Below are 20204 nucleotides of genomic sequence, written 5' to 3'. Positions count from 1 at the left end.
TGCGCAGGCAATCAGAGCATTGATGGCAAAACAGGTCAGACCGGGGTTGGCAAAACCCGTTTGGGGCGAAGCTCACAAAGAGCGCCGGAGCCGATAGAGGAGCCAACCAGCGGATTCCATCAGGGGCCGCACACGCAAGTGCACAAAGCCCGGATATACGACTGCAATCTTCTCCTGTACGCCGTCAGATTCTGAAAGCTTGCACAAACGGGGGCGTCCATATACGCCCCAAGGCGGGACAGCCCCCTTTGGGGGCAGCGCAGCACACGCAGTGGCAAGCGTGGGGGCCATATGTAGGGGAACTTCCTACACGCGATGCAGCCGTTTGCCGACTTCATTTGGAAGGGCACGGGGCTACAGTTCATTCACGCACCAATGTCATCTAGACGGTGCTTGATAAACCGGAGTAGCCCCATGACCCTTCTTGCCCTTGATCTCAACCCCTTCAGCCTGATGATGGAGCCCGAGCTGGTGCTGCAAACCATGGAGCGCTCTACACAGCTGCGCGGCCTGCGCCGCCACAAGCTGCGCCCCCTGGACAAGCCCCTGATCCCCTACACCAAGGAAGCCCTGGCCGCCCGCGCTGCCTACGACGCGGCCATCGACGCCGAAGACTTTGAAGACGTGGCGGACGCTTACCTCCTAAACTAAGTTGCCGAGCTGCGTTCCGCCGGAGGCTTGGCATAAGATGGGCGCATGCGCCCTCTATACCGTGAGTTTTCCGTCCAGTCCGAGATCGACGCCCAGTACAACCCGTCGATTGACCTGCCCGACCCGAACGCGCCCGGACGGCATTTTGTAGAAACCGCCGAACGCGCCCGCGCCACCCTGCCGTGTGTGCTGGATGTGCCCTACGGCCCCACGCTGGAGGAGACACTCGACATCTTCCCCGCAGCCCAGGCAAATGCCCCGGTGTTTGTCTTCATCCACGGCGGCTACTGGCGCGCCCTCTCCAGCAAAACCTTCAGCGGCGTGGCACTCGGCCTGCAGGCCTGTGGCATCACCACCGTGGTCATCAACTACGCGCTGTGCCCGTACGTCACCATCGACGAGATCGTGCGCCAGACCCGTTCTGCACTGGCCTGGACGCTGCGCAACATCCAAACCTATGGCGGCGACCCGGCGCGTGTGGCCCTTGGCGGCCACTCGGCCGGTGGCCACCTCACCGCCATGGCCTTGCAAACCCCATGGGCCCAAGACTACGGGCTGCCGCAGGACCCGTTTGTGGCGGCCATTCCCTTCAGCGGCCTGTTTGACCTGGAACCCCTGCGCTACAGCTACCTGCAGCCCGCCATCCAGCTCGACGACGGCACCATCCGCCGCAACTCACCTGCCTTCGGCGTGCGCGCCTGCAAGACGCCACTCTGGATCACCTGGGGTGGCGCTGAGACCACCGAGTTTGCGCGCCAGTCCAGCATCTACCACCAGGCCTGGCTGGCAGCGGGCAACCACGCGGAACTGCGTGACGTGCCGGGTGCGAACCACTTCACGGTGATTGCGGGCCTGGAGGACAGCAAGAGCAATGTCTGCCGCTGGCTGGCGGACAAGCTGCAAGCCTGAGTGTCGGCAAACCACGTGCCCTTGCTCCCCCCGCACAGACGCCTGTCCACAGCGAAGATCGCCGCCCTGGCCTTGCTGCTGGTGTTGCTGCAGGCCTGCAGTGCGGTGAAGGTGGCCTACGGTCAGGCACCGGCGCTGCTGTCCTGGCAGCTGGACAGCTACCTGGACCTCAGCAGCCTGCAAAAGGCCCGGCTCGCAGGCGATATGGATCAGTTGCATGCCTGGCACCGCAAAACCCAGCTGCCGCTGTATGCAGAATTTTTGGCGAAGAACCGGCCCCGGTTTGCGCAAGATTGGTCCAAGGCGCAAGCCTGCACCGCCTTCTCCGAGGCCAAGACCCAGTTGCAACCCGCCCTGGACCAATTGGAGTCGGTGGGCAGTTGGCTGCTGCCCGACCTGTCCAAAAAACAGCTGGCCTATCTGGAGAACAAGCTGGCGGACAGCAATGCCAAATGGCGCGACGAGTGGCTGGACGTCTCGGCCGAGGCACTGCTAAAGACGCGCTACAAGCAACTGCTGTCCCGCAGCGAGTTTCTGTATGGCGACCTGGCCGCAGAGCAGAAGAAAGCCATCCGCTCGCTGCTGGAGAAGTCCAGCTTTGATGCACGCAAAAGTTATGCGTTGCGTATCGCCCGCCAGACGGAGTTTCTGGAGTTGGTGCGCCAGGCAAGCCCCGCCACCGCAGAAGCAGACCGCTTAAAGGCACAGGCGCTGGTGCAATCCCTGCTGGCCCGGGATGCGCAAACCACCACGCCCTACCAGGCCGACCTGCGCGATGAAGGCTGTGCGCTGTTTGCAGATATCCACAACCTGACCACGCCCGCGCAACGCCTGAGGGCCGTTTCCACGCTCAAGGCCTACGAGGAAGACCTGCTGGCTTTGGCAGTGCGCGGTTAGTCCCGACCGGTGGCTGCCAGTTCGCTGGTAACACCGCCCCAGGCAAAACCAAACACCTTGGGCGCTTGCAGAGTCTCCTGCTGCGCTTCGCGCAAAGCATGGGCCACACCGGCCAGCACGCTGTCGATCACCGGCACGGCCACTACGGACTGTATCTGCGCGGCCATGCCAGCCAGGCCCGCGCCACCCAGAATCACAGCACCCACACCAAACTTTCGCACCGCCTCATTGCAGGCACGCGCCAGCAGCACCTGTGCGGCCAGCGGGTCGGCGGCGAGTTCGGCGCCGGTGGCCTCCACCGTGTGGATACCGGCCAGTTGTTCACCAAAGCCCAGGCTGTGGGCCAGGCGCTCCAGTATGGGCTTCCAGCGCGCGCCACCCGTGACGATGGCAAAGCGGCCTTGCGCGGCGGCAGCAGCAAATGCGGCTTCGGCCAGGCCGGTGACCGGCAACTGGCTGACCTGGCGCAGTGCCAGCAGACCAGGGTCACCAAAGCAGCCAATCAGCACGGCATCAAAACGTGGCTGGCCGGGTGCGATGGCACAGGCCCAGGCGTCCAGCACCGCGTGCGCGGCCACGGCGTAGCTGGCCTCGCAGGCAATATAGGGCGCGCCAAAGCGCGCAGTCACCGTGGTGATTTCCACCTGGGGCCCGGCTGCGGCCTGTGCGTGCCTCTGCATCAGCGCGGTAATGGAAGGCGAGGTGTTCGGGTTGATGAGCAGCAGGCGGCGTGACATGTTCTGAGCTTATCGGTTCAGCGTTGGCCAGGCCTGTTCCAGATGCACAGGCTCAGAGCCAAACAGCGATAGCAGATCCGGCACATCCGCATCGGCCTGGCTGAATTGCAGCTGCGACTCCAACTGCGCCAGGTGCTCCTGCATCAGGCGTGTGGCCTCTTTGGCATCGCGCAGACGAATCGCGTCCAGCAGAGCGCGGTGCTCCTGGCAACCGCAGCGGCTGGCATCGGACTGGGGCTGCACATCGGCGCGGTAGGTCATGAGAATCAGCGAGGTGCGTGACACCAGCTTGCGCAGGATGCGCCCCAGCGTTTCGTGTTGGGATGCTTTGGCGATGTGCAAGTGGAAATCGCCCGAGAGGCGGATCGCGCGGCGCATGTCACCGGCACGGCGCGCTTCCTCTTCCTGCTCAATGCACTGCGACAGCACGGCAATGTCGGCGGCGCTGGCCTTGGCAATAAAGCAGGCCACCAGCGTGGGCTCAATCAGGCGCCGCACCTCGAACACCTCGCGTGCCTCGGTCTCGGTGGGCTGGGCCACGGTGGCGCCGCGGTTGAGCGTGAGCGTGACGATTTGTTCATTGGCCAGGCGCACCAGCACCGGCCGTATGCGGGTGCGCGACACGCCAAAGGCCGTGGCCAGCCGGTCTTCAATCAGCTTGGTGCCGGGCGGCAGGCGGTGGTCGAGAATGGTCTCGACCATGCGCTCATAGATCTCGTTCTCGGTGAGAACGGCTGGCTCACTCATGGGGACTGCCTGGCTTTCTGGCGTGCGGCCAACAGGCCCGACAGGCCCACGGCCAGGCCCATGACCACAAAGGACACCACCATGGTGACCGTCCCCAGCGCGTAGATGGAAGGCGTGGTGACCGTGGTGGTCAGGCCCTGCAGCTCCAGCGGCAAAGTGTTCACGTCACCAATGGCCTGCGAGGTGCGGGCAATCTCGTCCCAACTGAGCGTGAAGCCGAACATGCCAATACCCACGACCGACGGCGCAATCAGCGGCAGCACCACGTGCCTGAAACCCTGCCAGGGTGTGGCACCCAGGTCGCGCGCGGCCTCTTCATAGGCCGGGTTGAAACGGTTGAAGATGGCAAACATGATGAGCAGGCCAAACGGCAGCGTCCAGGTCAGATGCGCACCCAGGGCCGAGGTGTAAATCCCTAGGGCTGTGCCATAGTTGTCCAGCGTGTCCTGCAGGCCAAAGACTTCCAGCACTTTCTTGATGGCGGTGTCGAGCAGGCGGAACTCCAGACCAATGCCCAGCGACACAATGATCGAAGGCATGATCAGGCTGGCCACCACCACAAAGAACAGAATGCTGCCGCCTGTGAGCTTCTTGCGAAAGGCCAGACCTGCCAGCACTGAGAACACCACGGTGAACGCCATCACGGTCAGGCCCAGGCCCAGCGAACGCCAGAGGGCCGAGCCAATGTCCACCACGCCCAGGCCGTCGGCCAGTTTATAGAACCAGTGCAGCGACCAGCCCCGCATCGGGAAGGTCAGCCCGCCCTCAGGGCCTTGAAAACTCAGCACCACAATCACCAGCATGGGGCCGTAGAGGAACAGCACATAGGCGGCGAAGAAGATGGCCAGGGGCCAGAAACCGGCGGCGCGTTTGGTATCCATGATCAAAGCTCCTTGCGGATGTCGACCATACGGGTCAGTGCCCAGATGATCATCAGCACAATCGACAGCAGGATGACCGCATTGGCCGCCGCCAGCGGGAACTGCAAATAGGAAGTCTGCACCTGGATGATCTTGCCCACCGAGGCAATCTGCTGGCCTCCCATCACACCGATGGTGACGAAATCGCCCATCACGATGGTGATGACAAAGATGGAGCCGATGATGATGCCGGTGCGGCACAACGGCACGATCACATTCCACAGCGTCTGCCAGGCGGTGGCGCCACTGTCCGCTGCGGCCTCCAACAGGCTGCGGTCAATGCGCATCATGGAGTTGAAAATGGGCACGATCATGAAGGTGGAAAACAGGTGCACAAAGGCCAGCACCACCGAAAACTGCGAAAACAGCAACCACTCCACCGGCTGATTGACCGCACCCAGGCGCATCAATGCGTCATTGACCAGCCCATTGCGGCCCAAGAGCGGCACCCAGGCAATCATGCGAATCACATTCGATGTCCAGAAGGGGATCGTGCACAGCACAAACAGCACCACCTGCATGCCGCTGGACTTCACATGGAAGGCCAAAAAATAGGACACGGTAAAGCCCACCAGGAGGGTGAGCAACCAGACCAGCACGCTGAACTTGAGCGTGGACAAATAGGTCTTGAAGGTGACGCACATGTCGTCACCCGAGAGGCAGCCGTCAAACACGGCCACGTAATTCTTGGAGGTGAAGTCCGGCAGCATTTCGTACTGGTTGTAGTCCCAGAAGCTGACCATCAGCACCAGCGCGAGCGGTATCAAAAAGAACAGCACAAAAACAGTCGTGAGCGGCAAAGCCTGCCACCAGGCGGCAATGCTGCGACCCGGCGCGGAGCCCGTAGGCGGCAATGAAGTTGCAGGTGCGCTCATAAAAATAAATAGTTAACTACAACAGCAGGCCCACCCACCCCCCAACAGGGTGAGCGAAGCGAAACCCCTACCAGGAACACCGCGGGACCGGCTTCGCCGGACCGCTGGTGTTGCCCCCTGCAAGGGGGGAACAGGCGACACGCAGTGCGCCTGGACGGGGGTGTTCAACAGTTACGCTGCGACGAACTCATTCCACTTTTGGATCATGTAGGCGTTCTCGTCCATCACCGCATTCCAGCAGGCGATGCCGCCCATGCGCTGCTCGTAGCTGCCGCCGTCACGGCTTTCGCCCTTCTTGGCCAGCAGGTCGCCATGCGGGCTCTTGATGTCTTGGCTTGCTGGCTTGCCTTCCATCCAGTAGGCCCACTCGTAGGCTTCCATCTTGGACTTGGCGGTATCCAGCACAGCGCTGTAGTAACCCTGGCGGTTCAAGTAGGCACCAGCCCAGCCGTCCAGGAACCAGTTGATGAATTCATAGGCGCCGTCGAGCTTCTTGCCAGACAGGGTTGCGGGCAGGCCAAAGCCGGAAGCCCAGGCGCGATAGCCCTCTTTGAGCGGCTGGAAGGTGCATGCAATGCCCTTGGTGCGCACGGCCGTCACAGCAGGCGACCACATGGACTGGATCACCACTTCACCGGAGGCCATCAGGTTGACCGACTCATTGAAATCTTTCCACAGGCTGCGGAACTGGCCTTGCTTCTTGGCTTCAATCAGGGTCTTGATGGTCAGGTCAATTTCCTTCTTGGTCATGTTGCCCTTGTCGGGGTACTTGTAGATGCCCATGGCTTCCACGACCATGGCAGCGTCCATGATGCCAATCGACGGGATGTTCAGGATGGAAGCCTTGCCCTTGAATTCGGGGTTCAGCAGTTCGGCCCAGGAAGAGATGGGGCGCTTGATCAGGTCGGGGCGGATGCCCAGGGTGTCGGCGTTGTACACGGTGGGGATCAGCGACATGAACTGGGTGGGCGTGGCCGAGAACTTCTTGCTGCGCTCGCCTTCCAGGTAGATCACCTTCTTGGGCGCAGTGCCCTGGTCGCCCACGGCCTTGCCAGCCACCTTGCCGGTGGTAAACAGGGTGGTGATCTTGTCAGCATTCTTGATGCGCTTGGTGTCAATGCCCTTCAGGTTGCCGGTGGGCACAATGTTCTTCAGCGAGAAGTACTCGGAGTCGATCAGGTCGAAACTGTTGGGGGCGGTGACAGCGCGCTTGGTGACGTCGTCGGTGGTGACGGCCACGTACTGGATCTCGATGCCGGTGTCGGCCTTGAATTTTTCGGCAATGTCCTTGTCCTGGTTCACTGCCGTGCCCAGGTAGCGCAGCACGATGGGTTCGGCTGCGTGGATGGACGGGAACACGCCCGCGGCCAAAATGCCGGCCGTACCTTTGAGGACCGAACGGCGCTGCAGGGTGAGCGCATCAAGCGCTGAGTCTTTATTGACGTCTGACATGGGAGTAACTCCTTTTTGGGGGGGTGGTGAGACTTCTTGCGAAGGTTGGGGGAAACGGGGTGTAGGGGCGCGGGCTTCAGGCCTGCAGGGCGTGGGCGGACTCGGGCGTCCAGGCCAGTTGCACGGCGTCGCCCACGGCGAAGGGCGTGGCGGCGAACTGTTGCTCGGACAGCATCACCGAGTACTCGGCGCTGCTGACCACAGCATGTGCGGCGTTGGGGTTTTGCAGACCCAGCAACACATAGGTGCCCTGGTATTCCACATCGCTGACCAGCGCGCCAATGCTGGGCAGGCCCGCGATGTGCGCGGCGTCAGCCTTGGCCACACGCGTCTGGTCGGTGCGCACACCGATCTTGCCGGCAGGCGTTTCAATCACGTTGTGGCCACCCATGAAGCGCGCCACGAATTCGTTGAGCGGCTTGTTGTACACCGTGTGCGGCGAGCCGCTTTGTTCGATGATTCCGTGGTTCATCACCACCATGGTGTCGGCCAGGGCCATGGCCTCTTCCTGCGAGTGGGTCACATGGATGAAGGTCAGGCCCAGTTCCTTTTGCCAGCGGCGCAGCTCGGCGCGCATCTGGATGCGCAGGAAAGGGTCCAGCGCCGACAGCGGTTCGTCCAGCAGCAGGGCGCGGGGCTGGGTGATCAGGGCACGCGCCAGGGCCACGCGCTGTTGCTGGCCGCCAGACAACTCGCCGGGTTTGCGTGCAGCCAAGTGACCCATGGCCACACGCTCCAGCAGGTCCTGCGCCTTGGCCTGGCGCGCGGCTTTGTCCACGCCCTTCATCTTCAGACTGAAGGCCACGTTGTCCAGCGCGCTCAGGTGCGGGAACAGGGCAAAGCTCTGGAACATCATGGCCGTGCCGCGCTCGGCTGCCGGCAGGTTGGTGATGTTGCGGTTCTCCAGCAGCACGTCGCCGCTGCTCACCGACTCGTGGCCGGCAATCATGCGCAGCGTGGTGCTCTTGCCGCAGCCCGAGGGGCCGAGCAGACAGCAGTAGCTGCCGCTGGCAATGCGCAGGTTGATGTTGTCGACCGCCGGCTTGCCCGCGCCATAGCGCTTGGTCAAACCAACAACTTCAATGGCACTGGGGATGGGGGCGTCTGCATTCATATGCCCATCCCTTACGCAAACCCCGTGCCAGCACTTTGTACGCAATCCGTGGCGGAACTGTATGCAAAATGCACTGCCGTTGTGCGGTGCGCGCCGCTGTGCATCGCCATGCAGCGTGCGCTGCGCTCAAAGCGGTGCGCCCGCAAGCTCACACCGGTGCAGGGCACCATGGAACAAAATCTGCTTGGAAACAGTGCACACCACCACGAAAGAACCCGCATGTCCCAAGACAAGAACCCCGGCCCCAAGGAAATCGTGGAGGAGTTTCTGCGCATCGTCATGATTCCCGACCCGGTGGCCGCGCGCGCCTTCACCTCGCCCGACTTGCGCATCCGCTTTACCGGTGGGCGCCCCATGCGCGACCCAGCAGAAGCCAGCGCCTTCAACGCAGCCCGCTATGCCTGGGTGAAGAAGCGCTTTGAGCAAACTGACCTGGTGGCAGGTGCTACCGAGGACGAGGCCATCGTCTACAACATAGGCACCCTGTATGGCGAATGGCTGGATGGCACGCCCTTCGAGGGCAACCGCTATGTGGACCGCTATGTGGTGCAGCGCGGCAAGATCACCAAGATGGAGGTGTGGAACGACAGCGCCGAGTGGATGCTGGTGCGTGCCGGCCTGGCCACGCTGTGAATGCATTTGCCATGAACACCTTCCCCGCCATTCCCGCCAGCGGCCGTTTTGGCTACAGCGCCATCCACCAGCGCCCGGACTTCAGCTGGCCAGAAGGTAAACGGCTGGCGGTCTATATAGGCCTCAATCTGGAGCACTTTGCCTTTGGCGAGGGCCTGGGCGCAGGCATTGGCCCGGCTTCGCCCCAGCCCGACGTGCTGAACTACAGCTGGCGCGAGTACGGCAACCGCGTGGGCGCCTGGCGCTGCCTGGAACTGTTTGACCAGCTCTGCCTGCCCACGGCCGCCCTCATCAACACCGCGCTCATAGACCACTGCCCGGAACTGCTGCAGGCCGTAGTAGAACGGGGCGACGAACTGGTGGGCCACGGTCACAGCAATTCCTGGCGCCAGTCTGACTACAGCGAGGAGCAGGAAGCTGCGCTGCTGGCCGGCTGCCGTGACCGCATCACCCAGCTGCAGGGCAAGCCGCCTGCGGGCTGGCTTTCGCCCTGGATTTCCGAGAGCCGGGCGACACCCGACCTGCTGGCTGAGACGGGCTACAGCTACAACCTGAACTGGTGCCACGACGACCAGCCCACGCGCATGCACACGCGCAGCGGCCAGGCACTCTGGTCCATCCCCTACCCGCAGGAGCTCAATGACATCCCCATGGTCATGGGCCGCCATCTGGACGCTTGTGCCTTTGCCGACCTGGTGATCGACAATTTTGATGAGATGCTGCAGCAAAGCCAGGGCCAAAGCCTGGTGATGGGCATTGCCCTGCACCCCTACATCGTGGGCCAGCCCTACCGCCTGCGCCACCTGCGCCGCGCGCTGCAGCACATTGCCGCCGCACGCGATGCCGGCTCCATCTGGGTGACTACACCGGGGCAGATTTGCGCGCACATGCAGGGCCTGCGAGGCCCGCACGGCACTGCCGCATGAAGGAATCTGCCCGCTCCAGCCGGGGCATGGTCACCAGCCCGCATGCACTGGCTACCCAATGCGGTGTGGACGTGCTGGCCAGCGGTGGCAATGCGATTGAAGCGGCGATTGCCACGGTGCTCAGCCTGTGTGTGACCTACCCGCACTTCTGCGGGCTGGCGGGTGATGCCTTCCTGCTCATCGGGGACGCACAGGGCCAGGTGCAAACCATCTCCGGCATAGGCCAGGCCGCAGCCGATGTCAGCGGCTACCAAGGCAGCATTCCCGTGCGCGGTGCGCGCTCAGCACTGAGCAGCGCGGCCACGGTGGATGCTTTGGGCCAGGCCCTGGAGATCAGCCGCAGCCAGCTGGCGGGCCGCAAAAGCTGGGGCGAGTTGCTGGCGCCGGCCATCCGCCTGGCGCGCGAGGGCTTTGAGATCAGTGCCTCCGAGCGCTTCTGGCTGAACTTCCGCCTGCCCGAGGCAGAGGCTCTGCCCGACGTGTACCGCGCCTTTTTGCACGACGGCCAGGTGCCGCCCGCAGGCTTTGTGCGCCAGCAAGCCGCCCTGGCCCACACCTTGGAGACACTGGCCGAGCGCGGCCCGCGCGATTTCTATGAAGGGGCCTTGGCCCAGCGCATCGCCCAGGGCCTGCGGGAAGCCGGTTCGCCCCTCACCGCTCACGACGTGGCGGCTACGCGCGCCCGCATCGAGCCCCCTTTGTGCATGCCCTACCGCGGCGGCGAGCTGCTGGCACACCAACCGCCCACCCAGGGCCTGAGCACCCTGCAAATCATGGGCCTGCTGGAGCGCTTTGACCTGCAGGCCGTGGCCGAGGGCAGCGCCGACCACTACCACCTGCTGGTGGAGGCGGTGAAGCAGGCCTTTATGGACCGCAACCGCCATGTGGCCGATCCGGATTTTTCCCAGGTGCCGGTGGCCCGCCTGCTCTCGCCCGCGCACCTGGACACGCGTGCGAAGGCCATCGACATGGCCCACGCCCTGCCCTGGCCGCATGTATTTCAGACGGGTGACACGGTGTACGTGGGCGCGGCCGATGCGGCGGGCAACACGGTGTCACTGCTGGCCACGGTGTATTACGACTGGGGCAGCGGCGTGCTGGTGGGCGACACCGGCATGCTGTGGCACAACCGCGGCGCCTCGTTTTCGCTGGACCCGGCGCACCCGAATGCGCTGGCACCGGGCAAGCGCCCTTTTCACACCCTGAACCCCGGCATGTACCGCAAGGACGGCCGGGTGCAGCTGCTGTATGGCACGCAAGGCGCCGATGGCCAGCCGCAAACCCTGGCTGCCGTGCTCACCCGCCTGATTGACTACGGCATGAACCCGATGGACGCGCTGAGCAGGCCCCGCTTTCTGCTGGGCAAGACTTTTTCCGATGGCAGTGATTCGCTCAAGCTGGAAGAGGATGTGGCACCCGACGTGGTGGCAGAGTTGCGCCACCGCGGCCACGCCCTGAGCCTGCTGACCGCCCACAACCCGCTGATGGGCCACCCAGGCGCCATCCGCATAGATGCCGGGGGCCACATGACGGGCGCGCACGACCCGCGCAGCGACGGCCTGGCGCTGGGGCTGTAGGCAGGCCTGCGCCTGGGCCTCAGGCCTGGCGCAGCTCGCCCCGGCGCAGCCGCGCCTCATGCAGCGTCAGCAGCGCCCCGGCAATGCCGCAGGCCGCCACCATCCCCATGCCCACGGCGGCCCAGTGGTCCGGCACATGGTCAAACACCAGCCAGCCGCCCAGAATGCCAAAGCCAATCTGCAAATACATATAGGGCATCAGCGTGGCCGCCGGTGCGCGCTCAAAAGCCAGGATGAAGAGCAGGTTGCCGCCGGCAGCCGCCAGCCCCATCAGCAAGAGGCCGCCCCACAGGCTGGCGCTCCCCACCGCAACCCACACCCAGGGCAGCGACAGGCTGATCAACAGCAGTGCGGTCAGGCTGGAAAAAAACAGGGTGGTGACGGCGTCTTCCGTGCGCGCCATCTTGCTGGCCAGCAGCTGGTAGGCCGAGTTGACCAGCACCAGGCCCAGGGGCAGCAGAATGGCCCAGCCCAGGCTGTTGCCGCCGGGACGCACGATCACCAGCGTGCCGGCCAGGCCACCGCCCACCAACAGCAGGCGCAGAGGCGACACATGCTCGCCCAGTACGCGCGAGGCCAACAGCGTCACCAGCAAGGGCGTGGTCATGGCCAGTGCCGTGAACTCACCCACCGGCAAGACCATCAGGCTGAAGAAGGCCAGCATTTGTACCGCCAGCAGCAGACTGCCGCGCACCATGTGCAGCCCCAGGCGCGTACTGCGCAGGCTGCCCACCCCACGGGCTGCCAGCAGGTAGCCGCCGCTGGCCAGCGCCTGCACACCAAACAGCACCCACAGGGCCATGAGGGGCGGCACCTCGGCGGTCACCACCTTGGTGGTGGTGTCCAGCACCGCGAAACAGGCCAGCGCGGCCATCAACAGGAACAAGCCGCCCAGTGCCGAATGCGGGACGCGCCGCTCTGCCTTCAAGCTGCAGCCTTCGGTATCTCCAGGCCGGCCACCACGGCGGGGCGCGCTACAAAGCTCGCCAACACCCGCTGCACCTCGGGGAAGTTGTCAAAGCCCACCAGATCACCGGCGCCGTAAAAGCCCACGAGGTTGCGCACCCAGGGGAAGATGGCAATGTCGGCAATGCTGTAGGCATCGCCCACCATCCATTGGCGCCCCGTCAGGTGCTGGTTCAACACCGACAGCAGGCGCGTGCTCTCGGCCACATAACGGTCACGCGGCCGCTTGTCCTCATAGTCTTTGCCAGCGAACTTGTGGAAGAAGCCCAACTGGCCAAACATGGGGCCAATGCCGCCCATCTGGAACATCAGCCACTGCAGCGTCTCGTAGCGCTGCGCCGGGTCTTGGGACAGCAACTGGCCGGTCTTCTCGGCCAGGTAGATCAGGATGGCGCCGGACTCAAACAGGGCCAGCGGGCGGCCGCCCGGGCCAGCGGGGTCCAGGATGGCCGGTATCTTGTTGTTGGGGTTGAGTGACAGAAAGGCAGGCGAGGTCTGGTCATTCGTGGCAAAGCTCACCAGATGGGCATCGTAGGGCAGGCCAATCTCTTCGAGCATGATGGACACCTTCACGCCATTGGGTGTGGCCAGTGAATACAGTTGCAGGCGCTCGGGGTGTTGGGCGGGCCATTTCTGGGTAATGGCAAATTCAGAAAGCTGGGTCATGGGGCGGGATGGTTGGAAAATGGGGCTGCGAATCAGGCCAGCACCGATTTTGGCACCCAATGCCAGGGCCTGCCGCGCAGCAGCCAGCCGACCCCTGGGGCCTCGGGACTCTTGCCGTAACTTGATGTACCTCAAGCAGCACGCAATGCCCTGGTTGCAGATGGCCACACTAAACCCATAATGTGCGAAGGGCCATGTACGGTCGTATTCAACGTACAGTAGGTCAAGGGCTGGCGGGTGCGATGGAATGTCCGGCGGACCCACAAAGAATGTGCATAACAACACCGATCCAAGAACAAATACCATGCAAATACACAACGCCCTGCTGCGGTTTCTTCTGAAGTGCCTGTTCGCGGTCTGCCTGCTTCCTGGACTGCACGCACAAACCCCACCTCCCGCAGCGGCCACGGCCCTGGACAACGCCAGTTGCCAGACCTGCCATGACGGTGCCAAAGGCAAGCTCAAGATGGCCGACGCCGATGGCAAGACCCGCGACCTGCACAGCGTGGCGCCAGACGCCTTTGCAAAGGGCGTGCACGGCAAGATGCAGTGCGTGGCCTGCCACACCGACATCAGCGACCTGGCCGCCACAGGCAACGCCCACCAGAAAAACACCGCCCAGCCCTTGAAGAAGGTGGACTGCGCCAGCTGCCACCAGGCGCTCTGGGACAAGGTACAAAAAGACGGCAAAACCGCCGAGCACCCGCGCCTGGGTGTGGTGGTGCAGAACATCGAGCTGTACAAGAAGTCCTTCCACGCGCGCCCCAACGCGGACGACGAGACCAAACCCAACGCCTCCTGCGACAACTGCCACGACACGCACAGCTTCAACGTGCCCTCGGCCAGCCTGCCCAAGGAATCCCCTGAGCGCGCGGCCTGGCGTTTGGGGCTTGCACAACAATGCGGCAGCTGCCACGAGGACCAACTGGAGGCCTACACCGGCTCCATCCACGGCCAGGAAGTGCTGGAAAAGCACAACCCCAAGGCGGCGGTCTGCAGCGACTGCCACAACGCGCACGCAGTGGCCAACACCTCGGGTGATGCATTCAAGCAGACCATCTCGGCCCAGTGCGGCTCCTGCCACGAGGCCAACCTGGCTTCCTACAAGGCCACCTACCATGGCCAGATCAGCACCCTGGGCTACACCTACACCGCCAAGTGCTACAACTGCCACGGCAGCCACGACATCCTGAAGGCGGACGACCCGAACTCCAAGGTGCATGCCGACAACCGCATGAAGACCTGCAAGAGCTGCCACAGCGGCAAGAAGGACCTGCCCGAGGCCCCCGCAGGCTTTATCTCGTTCCAGCCGCACGGCAACCACCACGACTTCAACAAGTACCCGCAAATCTGGATTGCCTTCCAGATCATGGTGCAGTTGTTGGTGGGCACCTTTGGCTTCTTCTGGCTGCATACCCTGCTGTGGTTCTTCCGCGAGTACAAGGAACGCAAGCAGCGCATGAGCCAGCCGCACATCGCGGCCGAGCCCTTGCCGGCCGGCATGGCGGGCAAGCACATCCAGCGCTTCAGCCCGATCTGGCGCCTGGCCCACATCACCTTTGCGCTGAGCCTGATGATCCTCACGCTCACTGGCATGCCGCTGTTCTATCCGGATGCGCCCTGGGCCTCGCACCTGATGGGCGCGCTGGGCGGGCCCCACATTGCAGGCAGCATCCACCGTGTCTGTGCCGTGATCTTTGCCGCGGTGTTCTTCTGGCACCTGGCCTACATTGCCTGGCGCATTGCGCGGGACTGGAAGAACTTCAAGTTCTTCGGACCCAACTCCATGATCCCCAACCTGAAGGACGGCCGCGACATGGTCGGCATGTTCAAGTGGTTCTTTGGCAAGGGTCCGCGTCCGAAATTCGACCGCTGGACCTATTGGGAAAAGTTTGACTACTGGGCTCCGTTCTGGGGTGTGACCATCATCGGCGTGAGTGGCCTGGTGATGTGGCTGCCCAACTTCTTCGGCACCTTCCTGCCGGGCTGGGTGTTCAATGTGGCGGCCATCTTCCACGGTGAAGAAGCCTTCCTGGCGGTGGTGTTCCTGTTCACCGTGCACTTCTTCAACAACCATTTCCGGCCCGACAAGTTCCCGCTGGAGGTGGTGATGTTCACCGGCACCTTCTCGCTCGAAGAGTTCAAGCACGAGCATCCGCTGGAATACCAGCGCCTGCTCGACAGTGGTGAGTTGCAAGGCCGTCTGGTGGATGCACCGTCGCCCGCCAAGATGAAGGCATCGCGCATACTCGGCTTTACCCTCATCGTGTTTGGCCTGTCCCTGCTGACCATGGTCGGTATCGGCTTCTTCACCAGCCTGTGAGCAAGCTGCCATGTTTTTGCCGGGGTGTAACCCACCCCGGCCTCCTTTTGAAGGTCTATCTGTGAGTCCCAAGCAATCCGCAGCCGTCGTGGAAACCCAGGCCCTGCATGTCCGTGCACCGGCCAGCATTCCCGCTTATTTGCAGAACACCTATTGGTGGGCCTATCTGCACCCCCGAGCGGTGCATATTTTTGAGCGCCAATGGCTGGTCAACCTGATCCTGTGGGGCAACTTTGCGCGCCTGCGCGACGCGGCCCTGGCCGAGATGGGCCCCGTGGTCAACGGCCGGGTGCTGCAGGTGGCCTGCGTGTATGGCGACTTCACCGAACACCTGGTGCGCCGCCTGGGCCCCAAGGGCAGCGTGGATGTGATTGATGTGGCCCCCATCCAGATCCAGAACCTGCACACCAAGCTGCGGCAAGCCGGCTGCGATGCCAGCCGCGCCAACGCCCTGCTGCAGGACTCCAGCGATCTGCACTTTGCCGATGGCAGCCACGACGACGTGGTGGTGTTCTTCCTGCTGCACGAGATGCCCGCCGACGTGCGCCGCAAAACCATTGCCGAGGCCCTGCGCGTGACCAAGCCCGGTGGCAAGCTGATCTTTGTGGACTACCACAAGCCCAAAGCCTGGAGTCCCTTCCGCTACCTCATGGTGCCGGTGCTCACCTACCTCGAGCCCTTCGCCATGGACCTGTGGAATGGCCAGATTGTCGACTGGCTGCCGCAGAACGCAGGCATCGCCAAGATCGAGAAGCAGACCTATTTTGCGGGGCTTTACCAGAAAGTGGTGCTGACCAAGGCGGGTTAGGCAGCAACGCGCTTGCTTGTCTCCCGTGGCGTACCCGAGTCACGATTGGCATAATGTGCCAATCAACCTTCAGGAGTTGCCCATGCCCACCCGCAACATCGTTTTGACAGACCACCAGTCCAGCTTTGTGGAGGGCTTGGTGGCGTCGGGGCGCTACCAAAACGCCAGCGAAGTACTGCGTGAGGGTTTGCGACTCATGGAGCATCGCGAGGACGAAACCACTGCCAGGCTGCTCGCATTGAGGGCACAGGTACAAGTGGGCTTGGAGGACATGGCTTCGGGCCACTTCACAGAGTTCGCCTCAACCGAGGCGCTGAGTGCCCACCTGCAGGCACTGGCAGACCGCATCACCAGCATTGCATGATGCCGCGCTGGTCGGTTCGACTGGCACGCGCCGCAGAACAGGACTATGAAGACATCCTGCTCTGGACACATCAGCAATTTGGCCCGATCCAGGCGCAAGCGTATGCGGCAACGCTATCCCAAGCCATCAGTGCCCTGGTCGATGGCCCCAAGATAGCTGGAGTCAAACCCCGCGAAGACATTGGCCCAGCCATCCACACCTTGCACGTGGCACGGTTGGGTCGCAAAGGCCGTCACTTCGTGGTATTCCAATGCACGGGCAACAGCAGCATCGACATCCTGAGACTGCTGCATGACAGCATGGATTTGCCGCAACACGACCTGGGCGAATGATTCATCCTGCTACATATTCCTGCGGTACTGCCCACCCACCTCGAACAGCGCATCCGTAATCTGGCCGAGTGAGCACACGCGCACCGCATCCATCAGCACAGCGAACACGTTCTGGTTGTCGATCACGGCCTTCTGCAGGGTCTTGAGCATGGCCGGGGCCTTGTCTGCATTGCGGGCGTGGAAGTCTTGCAGGCGCTTCAACTGGCTTTGCTTTTCATCGTCGGTGGAGCGGGCCAGTTCCAGCTTGTCCTGCACCTGGTCGCCATGCGGGTTGCGGAAGGTGTTGACGCCGATGATGGGCAGCTCGCCAGTGTGCTTGAGCATCTCGTAGGTCATGCTCTCGTCCTGGATCTTGCCGCGCTGGTAGCCGGTCTCCATCGCACCCAGCACGCCGCCGCGCTCGGCAATGGCTTCGAATTCTTTCAGCACGGCTTCCTCTACCAGTTCGGTGAGTTCTTCGATGATGAAGGCGCCCTGGCCGGGGTTCTCGTTCTTGGCCAGGCCCCACTCGCGGTTGATGATGAGCTGGATGGCCATGGCCCGGCGCACGCTGTCTTCGGTGGGCGTGGTGATGGCTTCATCAAACGCATTGGTGTGCAGGCTGTTGCAGTTGTCGTAGATGGCAATCAGGGCCTGCAGCGTGGTGCGGATGTCGTTGAACTGGATTTCCTGCGCGTGCAGGCTGCGGCCACTGGTCTGGATGTGGTACTTCAGCTTTTGGCTGCGCTCGTTGGCGCCGTAGCGCTCCTTCATGGCCACGGCCCAGATGCGGCGGGCCACGCGGCCCATGACGGTGTATTCCGGGTCCATGCCGTTGCTGAAGAAGAACGAGAGGTTAGGCGCGAAGTCGTCAATGTGCATGCCACGCGCTAGGTACGCCTCCACAAAGGTGAAGCCGTTGGACAGCGTGAAGGCCAGCTGGCTGATGGGGTTGGCACCCGCCTCGGCAATGTGGTAACCGCTGATGCTCACCGAGTAGAAATTGCGCACGTCGTGGTGCACAAAATACTCGGCGATATCGCCCATCACTTTCAAGGAAAACTCGGTCGAAAAAATACAGGTGTTCTGGCCCTGGTCTTCCTTCAGAATGTCGGCCTGCACCGTGCCGCGCACATTGGCCAGCACCCATTCGCGGATTTTTTCAATCTCGGTATCCGTGGGTTCGCGGCCGTTGTCGGTCTTGAATTTCTCGATGTTCTGGTCAATGGCCGCGTTCATGAACATGGCCAGAATGCTGGGCGCCGGGCCGTTGATGGTCATGCTCACGCTGGTGGCGGGGTTGCACAGATCGAAGCCGCTGTACAGCACCTTCAGGTCGTCGATCGTGGCAATGCTCACACCGCTGTTGCCTACCTTGCCGTAGATGTCCGGACGCGGGTCGGGGTCGTTACCGTACAGCGTGACCGAGTCAAAGGCGGTGGACAGGCGCTTGGCCGCCATGCCGGAGCTGAGCAGCTTGAAACGCTTGTTGGTGCGGAAGGCATCGCCCTCGCCGGCGAACATGCGCGTGGGGTCCTCGCCCTCGCGCTTGAAGGCAAAGGTGCCGGCGGTGTAGGGGTAGCTGCCGGGCACGTTGTCGAGCATCAGCCACTTCAATATTTCGCCATGGTCTTCGTACTGCGGCAGGGCCACCTTGCGGATGGTGGTGCCACTCAGCGACTTGGTGGTGAGCGCGGTGCGGATTTCCTTGTCGCGGATCTTCACCACGTATTCGTCACCGGCGTAGGCCTTTTGCATCTCCGGCCACTGCACCAGCAACTTGCGGGCTGCAGCGTCCTGGTTGGCTTCGCGCTGTACGGCCAGGTCAATGGCGGCCTCGGACGCCCGGGCCTTGCCGGGCTTGCCCACTTCCAGCATGGCCGCTGCTGCGCGCAGTTGCTGGATCTCGCGGGCCAGCGTGGCCTGGGCGCGGGCACGCGCCTTGTAGCCGCGCACGGTGTCGCTGATGTCGGCCAGGTAGCGGGTGCGTGCTGCGGGCACCACCGGGGTCTGGTTGGAGCTGAAGCGCACCGCCACGCGCGGCAGCAGGCCTTCTGCGCGGGTCTGCAGGCCCAGTGCCTGCAGGCGCAGCAGCATCGCCTGGTACAGGGCGGTCACGCCGTCGTCGTTGAAACGCGCGGCCATGGTGCCAAACACGGGCATCTGTTCGGTGGGCGTGTTCCAGGCTTCCTGGTTGCGTTGCACCTGCTTGGCCACATCGCGCAACGCATCGGCCGAGCCCTTGCGGTCGAACTTGTTGATGGCCACAAACTCGGCAAAGTCGAGCATGTCGATTTTTTCCAGCTGGCTGGCCGCGCCAAACTCGGGCGTCATCACATACAGGGGCACATCCACCAGCGGGACAATGGCCGCATCGCCCTGGCCAATGCCCGAGGTCTCCACCACGATCAAGTCGAAACCCGCAGCCTTGCAGGCGGCAATCACATCGGGCAGGGCTTTGCTGATTTCGCTGCCAAAGTCGCGCGTGGCCAATGAGCGCATGAAGACACGCGGACCTGATTTCCAGGGAGAAATGGCATTCATGCGGATGCGGTCACCCAGAAGCGCGCCACCACTCTTGCGGCGCGAGGGGTCAATCGAGATCACGGCCACGCGCAGGCTGTCGTCCTGGTCCAGGCGCAGGCGGCGAATCAGCTCGTCGGTCAGCGACGATTTGCCCGCGCCGCCCGTGCCGGTGATGCCGACCACCGGAATGCTGCGGGTGGCGCCTTGCGCCCGCAGCGCGTCCAGCAGCGCGGCATCGGCCTTGCCCGCTTCCACGGCGGTCAGCAACTGCGCCAGGGCGCGCCAACTGGCCTCGGTGTGGCCCTGGATGGCCGTGAGGTCTTTGGGTGCCAGGGCGGTGATGTCCTGGTCGCAGCGCATCACCATCTCGCCAATCATGCCGGCCAGGCCCATCTTCTGGCCGTCTTCGGGGCTGTAGATGCGGGCCACACCATAGGCGTGCAGCTCGCGGATCTCGGGCGGCACGATCACACCACCACCGCCACCAAACACCTGGATGTGCGCGCCACCCCGGCTCTTGAGCAGGTCCACCATGTACTTGAAGTACTCCACATGCCCGCCCTGGTAGGAGCTGATCGCAATGCCCTGCACGTCTTCCTGCAGCGCGGCGGTGACCACCTCTTCCACGCTGCGGTTGTGGCCCAGGTGGATGACTTCGGCGCCCATGCCCTGCAGGATGCGGCGCATGATGTTGATGGCCGCGTCATGCCCGTCAAACAGGCTGGCAGCGGTGACAAAGCGCACCTTGTGGGTGGGGCGGTAGTTGGCTAGGGCCTTGAATTCGGCGGACAGGTCGGTCATG

19 protein-coding genes are annotated in these 20204 nt (G+C 63.2%); 10 read left to right on the top strand and 9 right to left on the bottom strand.

Annotated elements, in window-relative coordinates; genetic code table 11:
• The first annotated feature begins 414 nt into the window (after window positions 1-414).
• The 3 genes from DIC66_RS09890 to DIC66_RS09880 are packed head-to-tail and all read left to right on the top strand — an operon-like array spanning window position 415 to window position 2457.
• Window positions 415-651 (top strand): hypothetical protein, encoded by a 237-nt coding sequence (locus DIC66_RS09890; protein WP_117176577.1) that lies wholly within the window; start codon window positions 415-417, stop codon window positions 649-651.
• A 45-nt stretch (window positions 652-696) separates the two neighbouring features.
• Window positions 697-1560, top strand: coding sequence for an alpha/beta hydrolase (locus DIC66_RS09885; RefSeq protein WP_117176576.1), 864 nt, complete (start codon window positions 697-699; stop codon window positions 1558-1560).
• 15 nt (window positions 1561-1575) lie between these two features.
• Window positions 1576-2457, top strand: coding sequence for a DUF6279 family lipoprotein (locus tag DIC66_RS09880; RefSeq protein WP_147321283.1), 882 nt, complete (start codon window positions 1576-1578; stop codon window positions 2455-2457).
• On the opposite strand, the gene DIC66_RS09875 is transcribed toward DIC66_RS09880, so the two are convergent.
• The 6 genes from DIC66_RS09875 to DIC66_RS09850 all read right to left on the bottom strand — a co-directional run bounded on the left by DIC66_RS09875 (window position 2454) and on the right by DIC66_RS09850 (window position 8302).
• A complete protein-coding gene (locus DIC66_RS09875) occupies window positions 2454-3194 on the bottom strand; it encodes an aspartate/glutamate racemase family protein (RefSeq protein WP_117176572.1) in 741 nt (246 codons plus the stop codon). The genes DIC66_RS09880 and DIC66_RS09875 overlap by 4 nt on opposite strands.
• Window positions 3195-3203: 9 nt before the next feature.
• Complete coding sequence (locus DIC66_RS09870; protein WP_117176570.1) at window positions 3204-3941, bottom strand: GntR family transcriptional regulator; 738 nt, start codon at window positions 3939-3941, stop codon at window positions 3204-3206.
• A complete protein-coding gene (locus tag DIC66_RS09865) occupies window positions 3938-4822 on the bottom strand; it encodes an ABC transporter permease (RefSeq protein ID WP_117176568.1) in 885 nt (294 codons plus the stop codon). Before DIC66_RS09865 ends, DIC66_RS09870 begins: the two co-directional genes overlap by 4 nt.
• A 2-nt stretch (window positions 4823-4824) precedes the next feature.
• Window positions 4825-5736 carry an ABC transporter permease gene (locus DIC66_RS09860; RefSeq protein ID WP_117176566.1) on the bottom strand — a complete coding sequence of 304 codons (912 nt, stop codon included), beginning with the start codon at window positions 5734-5736 and terminating at the stop codon, window positions 4825-4827.
• 171 nt (window positions 5737-5907) lie between these two features.
• Window positions 5908-7188, bottom strand: coding sequence for an ABC transporter substrate-binding protein (locus tag DIC66_RS09855; protein WP_117176564.1), 1281 nt, complete (start codon window positions 7186-7188; stop codon window positions 5908-5910).
• A gap of 76 nt (window positions 7189-7264) precedes the next feature.
• A complete protein-coding gene (locus tag DIC66_RS09850) occupies window positions 7265-8302 on the bottom strand; it encodes an ABC transporter ATP-binding protein (RefSeq protein ID WP_117176562.1) in 1038 nt (345 codons plus the stop codon).
• Window positions 8303-8521: 219 nt separating this feature from the next.
• On the opposite strand from DIC66_RS09850, the gene DIC66_RS09845 reads away from it, so the two are divergent.
• Genes DIC66_RS09845 through ggt form a run of 3 tightly spaced genes read left to right on the top strand, consistent with a single transcriptional unit; the run spans window position 8522 to window position 11438 of the window.
• On the top strand, window positions 8522-8935 hold the full coding sequence (locus DIC66_RS09845; RefSeq protein WP_117176659.1) for a nuclear transport factor 2-like protein: 414 nt from the start codon (window positions 8522-8524) through the stop codon (window positions 8933-8935).
• Window positions 8936-8946: 11 nt separating this feature from the next.
• Window positions 8947-9861 carry a polysaccharide deacetylase family protein gene (locus DIC66_RS09840; protein ID WP_117176560.1) on the top strand — a complete coding sequence of 305 codons (915 nt, stop codon included), beginning with the start codon at window positions 8947-8949 and terminating at the stop codon, window positions 9859-9861.
• Window positions 9858-11438, top strand: a complete 1581-nt coding sequence (gene ggt / locus DIC66_RS09835; RefSeq protein WP_233505862.1) for a gamma-glutamyltransferase — start codon at window positions 9858-9860, stop codon at window positions 11436-11438. The genes DIC66_RS09840 and ggt overlap by 4 nt, the downstream gene beginning before the upstream one ends.
• 19 nt (window positions 11439-11457) lie before the next feature.
• Here ggt and DIC66_RS09830 read toward each other — a convergent pair whose 3' ends face one another.
• Both DIC66_RS09830 and DIC66_RS09825 read right to left on the bottom strand, forming a co-directional pair.
• Window positions 11458-12366, bottom strand: coding sequence for a DMT family transporter (locus DIC66_RS09830; protein WP_233505861.1), 909 nt, complete (start codon window positions 12364-12366; stop codon window positions 11458-11460).
• On the bottom strand, window positions 12363-13070 hold the full coding sequence (locus tag DIC66_RS09825) for a glutathione binding-like protein (protein ID WP_117176653.1): 708 nt from the start codon (window positions 13068-13070) through the stop codon (window positions 12363-12365). Before DIC66_RS09825 ends, DIC66_RS09830 begins: the two co-directional genes overlap by 4 nt.
• Before the next feature lie 304 nt (window positions 13071-13374).
• Between DIC66_RS09825 and DIC66_RS09820 the strand changes: the two genes are divergently transcribed.
• The 4 genes from DIC66_RS09820 to DIC66_RS09805 all read left to right on the top strand — a co-directional run bounded on the left by DIC66_RS09820 (window position 13375) and on the right by DIC66_RS09805 (window position 16897).
• A complete protein-coding gene (locus DIC66_RS09820) occupies window positions 13375-15393 on the top strand; it encodes a multiheme c-type cytochrome (RefSeq protein WP_117176558.1) in 2019 nt (672 codons plus the stop codon).
• 61 nt (window positions 15394-15454) lie between these two features.
• Window positions 15455-16201 (top strand): rhodoquinone biosynthesis methyltransferase RquA, encoded by a 747-nt coding sequence (rquA, locus tag DIC66_RS09815; RefSeq protein WP_233505860.1) that lies wholly within the window; start codon window positions 15455-15457, stop codon window positions 16199-16201.
• Between the two features lie 82 nt (window positions 16202-16283).
• Window positions 16284-16565, top strand: a complete 282-nt coding sequence (locus DIC66_RS09810; RefSeq protein ID WP_117176554.1) for a type II toxin-antitoxin system ParD family antitoxin — start codon at window positions 16284-16286, stop codon at window positions 16563-16565.
• Window positions 16562-16897: a type II toxin-antitoxin system RelE/ParE family toxin gene (locus DIC66_RS09805; RefSeq protein WP_199534699.1), complete on the top strand. Its 336-nt coding sequence runs from the start codon at window positions 16562-16564 to the stop codon at window positions 16895-16897. Before DIC66_RS09810 ends, DIC66_RS09805 begins: the two co-directional genes overlap by 4 nt.
• Window positions 16898-16906: 9 nt before the next feature.
• Here DIC66_RS09805 and icmF read toward each other — a convergent pair whose 3' ends face one another.
• The gene (gene icmF, locus DIC66_RS09800) at window positions 16907-20203 is read right to left on the bottom strand and encodes a fused isobutyryl-CoA mutase/GTPase IcmF (protein WP_117176551.1); all 3297 of its coding nucleotides are present in this window, start codon (window positions 20201-20203) and stop codon (window positions 16907-16909) included.
• Window position 20204: the final 1 nt, after the last annotated feature.

Source organism: Rhodoferax lacus (assembly GCF_003415675.1).
In the GTDB taxonomy this organism is placed as follows: Bacteria; Pseudomonadota; Gammaproteobacteria; order Burkholderiales; family Burkholderiaceae_C; genus Allorhodoferax; species Allorhodoferax lacus.
The sequence above is the reverse complement of the archived record's forward strand: the minus strand, read 5'-3'. Positions and strand labels throughout refer to the sequence as shown.

Bases quoted from the DNA above. Each gene is read 5' to 3' on its own strand.
- DIC66_RS09890 (WP_117176577.1), top strand. From the start codon at position 415: ATGACCCTTCTTGCCCTTGATCTCAACCCCTTCAGCCTGATGATGGAG.
- DIC66_RS09885 (WP_117176576.1), top strand. From the start codon at position 697: ATGCGCCCTCTATACCGTGAGTTTTCCGTCCAGTCCGAGATCGACGCC.
- DIC66_RS09875 (WP_117176572.1), bottom strand. From the start codon at position 3,194: ATGTCACGCCGCCTGCTGCTCATCAACCCGAACACCTCGCCTTCCATT.
- DIC66_RS09870 (WP_117176570.1), bottom strand. From the start codon at position 3,941: ATGAGTGAGCCAGCCGTTCTCACCGAGAACGAGATCTATGAGCGCATG.
- DIC66_RS09865 (WP_117176568.1), bottom strand. From the start codon at position 4,822: ATGGATACCAAACGCGCCGCCGGTTTCTGGCCCCTGGCCATCTTCTTC.
- DIC66_RS09860 (WP_117176566.1), bottom strand. From the start codon at position 5,736: ATGAGCGCACCTGCAACTTCATTGCCGCCTACGGGCTCCGCGCCGGGT.
- DIC66_RS09855 (WP_117176564.1), bottom strand. From the start codon at position 7,188: ATGTCAGACGTCAATAAAGACTCAGCGCTTGATGCGCTCACCCTGCAG.
- DIC66_RS09850 (WP_117176562.1), bottom strand. From the start codon at position 8,302: ATGAATGCAGACGCCCCCATCCCCAGTGCCATTGAAGTTGTTGGTTTG.
- DIC66_RS09845 (WP_117176659.1), top strand. From the start codon at position 8,522: ATGTCCCAAGACAAGAACCCCGGCCCCAAGGAAATCGTGGAGGAGTTT.
- DIC66_RS09840 (WP_117176560.1), top strand. From the start codon at position 8,947: ATGAACACCTTCCCCGCCATTCCCGCCAGCGGCCGTTTTGGCTACAGC.
- ggt (WP_233505862.1), top strand. From the start codon at position 9,858: ATGAAGGAATCTGCCCGCTCCAGCCGGGGCATGGTCACCAGCCCGCAT.
- DIC66_RS09825 (WP_117176653.1), bottom strand. From the start codon at position 13,070: ATGACCCAGCTTTCTGAATTTGCCATTACCCAGAAATGGCCCGCCCAA.
- DIC66_RS09820 (WP_117176558.1), top strand. From the start codon at position 13,375: ATGCAAATACACAACGCCCTGCTGCGGTTTCTTCTGAAGTGCCTGTTC.
- DIC66_RS09810 (WP_117176554.1), top strand. From the start codon at position 16,284: ATGCCCACCCGCAACATCGTTTTGACAGACCACCAGTCCAGCTTTGTG.
- DIC66_RS09805 (WP_199534699.1), top strand. From the start codon at position 16,562: ATGATGCCGCGCTGGTCGGTTCGACTGGCACGCGCCGCAGAACAGGAC.
- icmF (WP_117176551.1), bottom strand. From the start codon at position 20,203: ATGACCGACCTGTCCGCCGAATTCAAGGCCCTAGCCAACTACCGCCCC.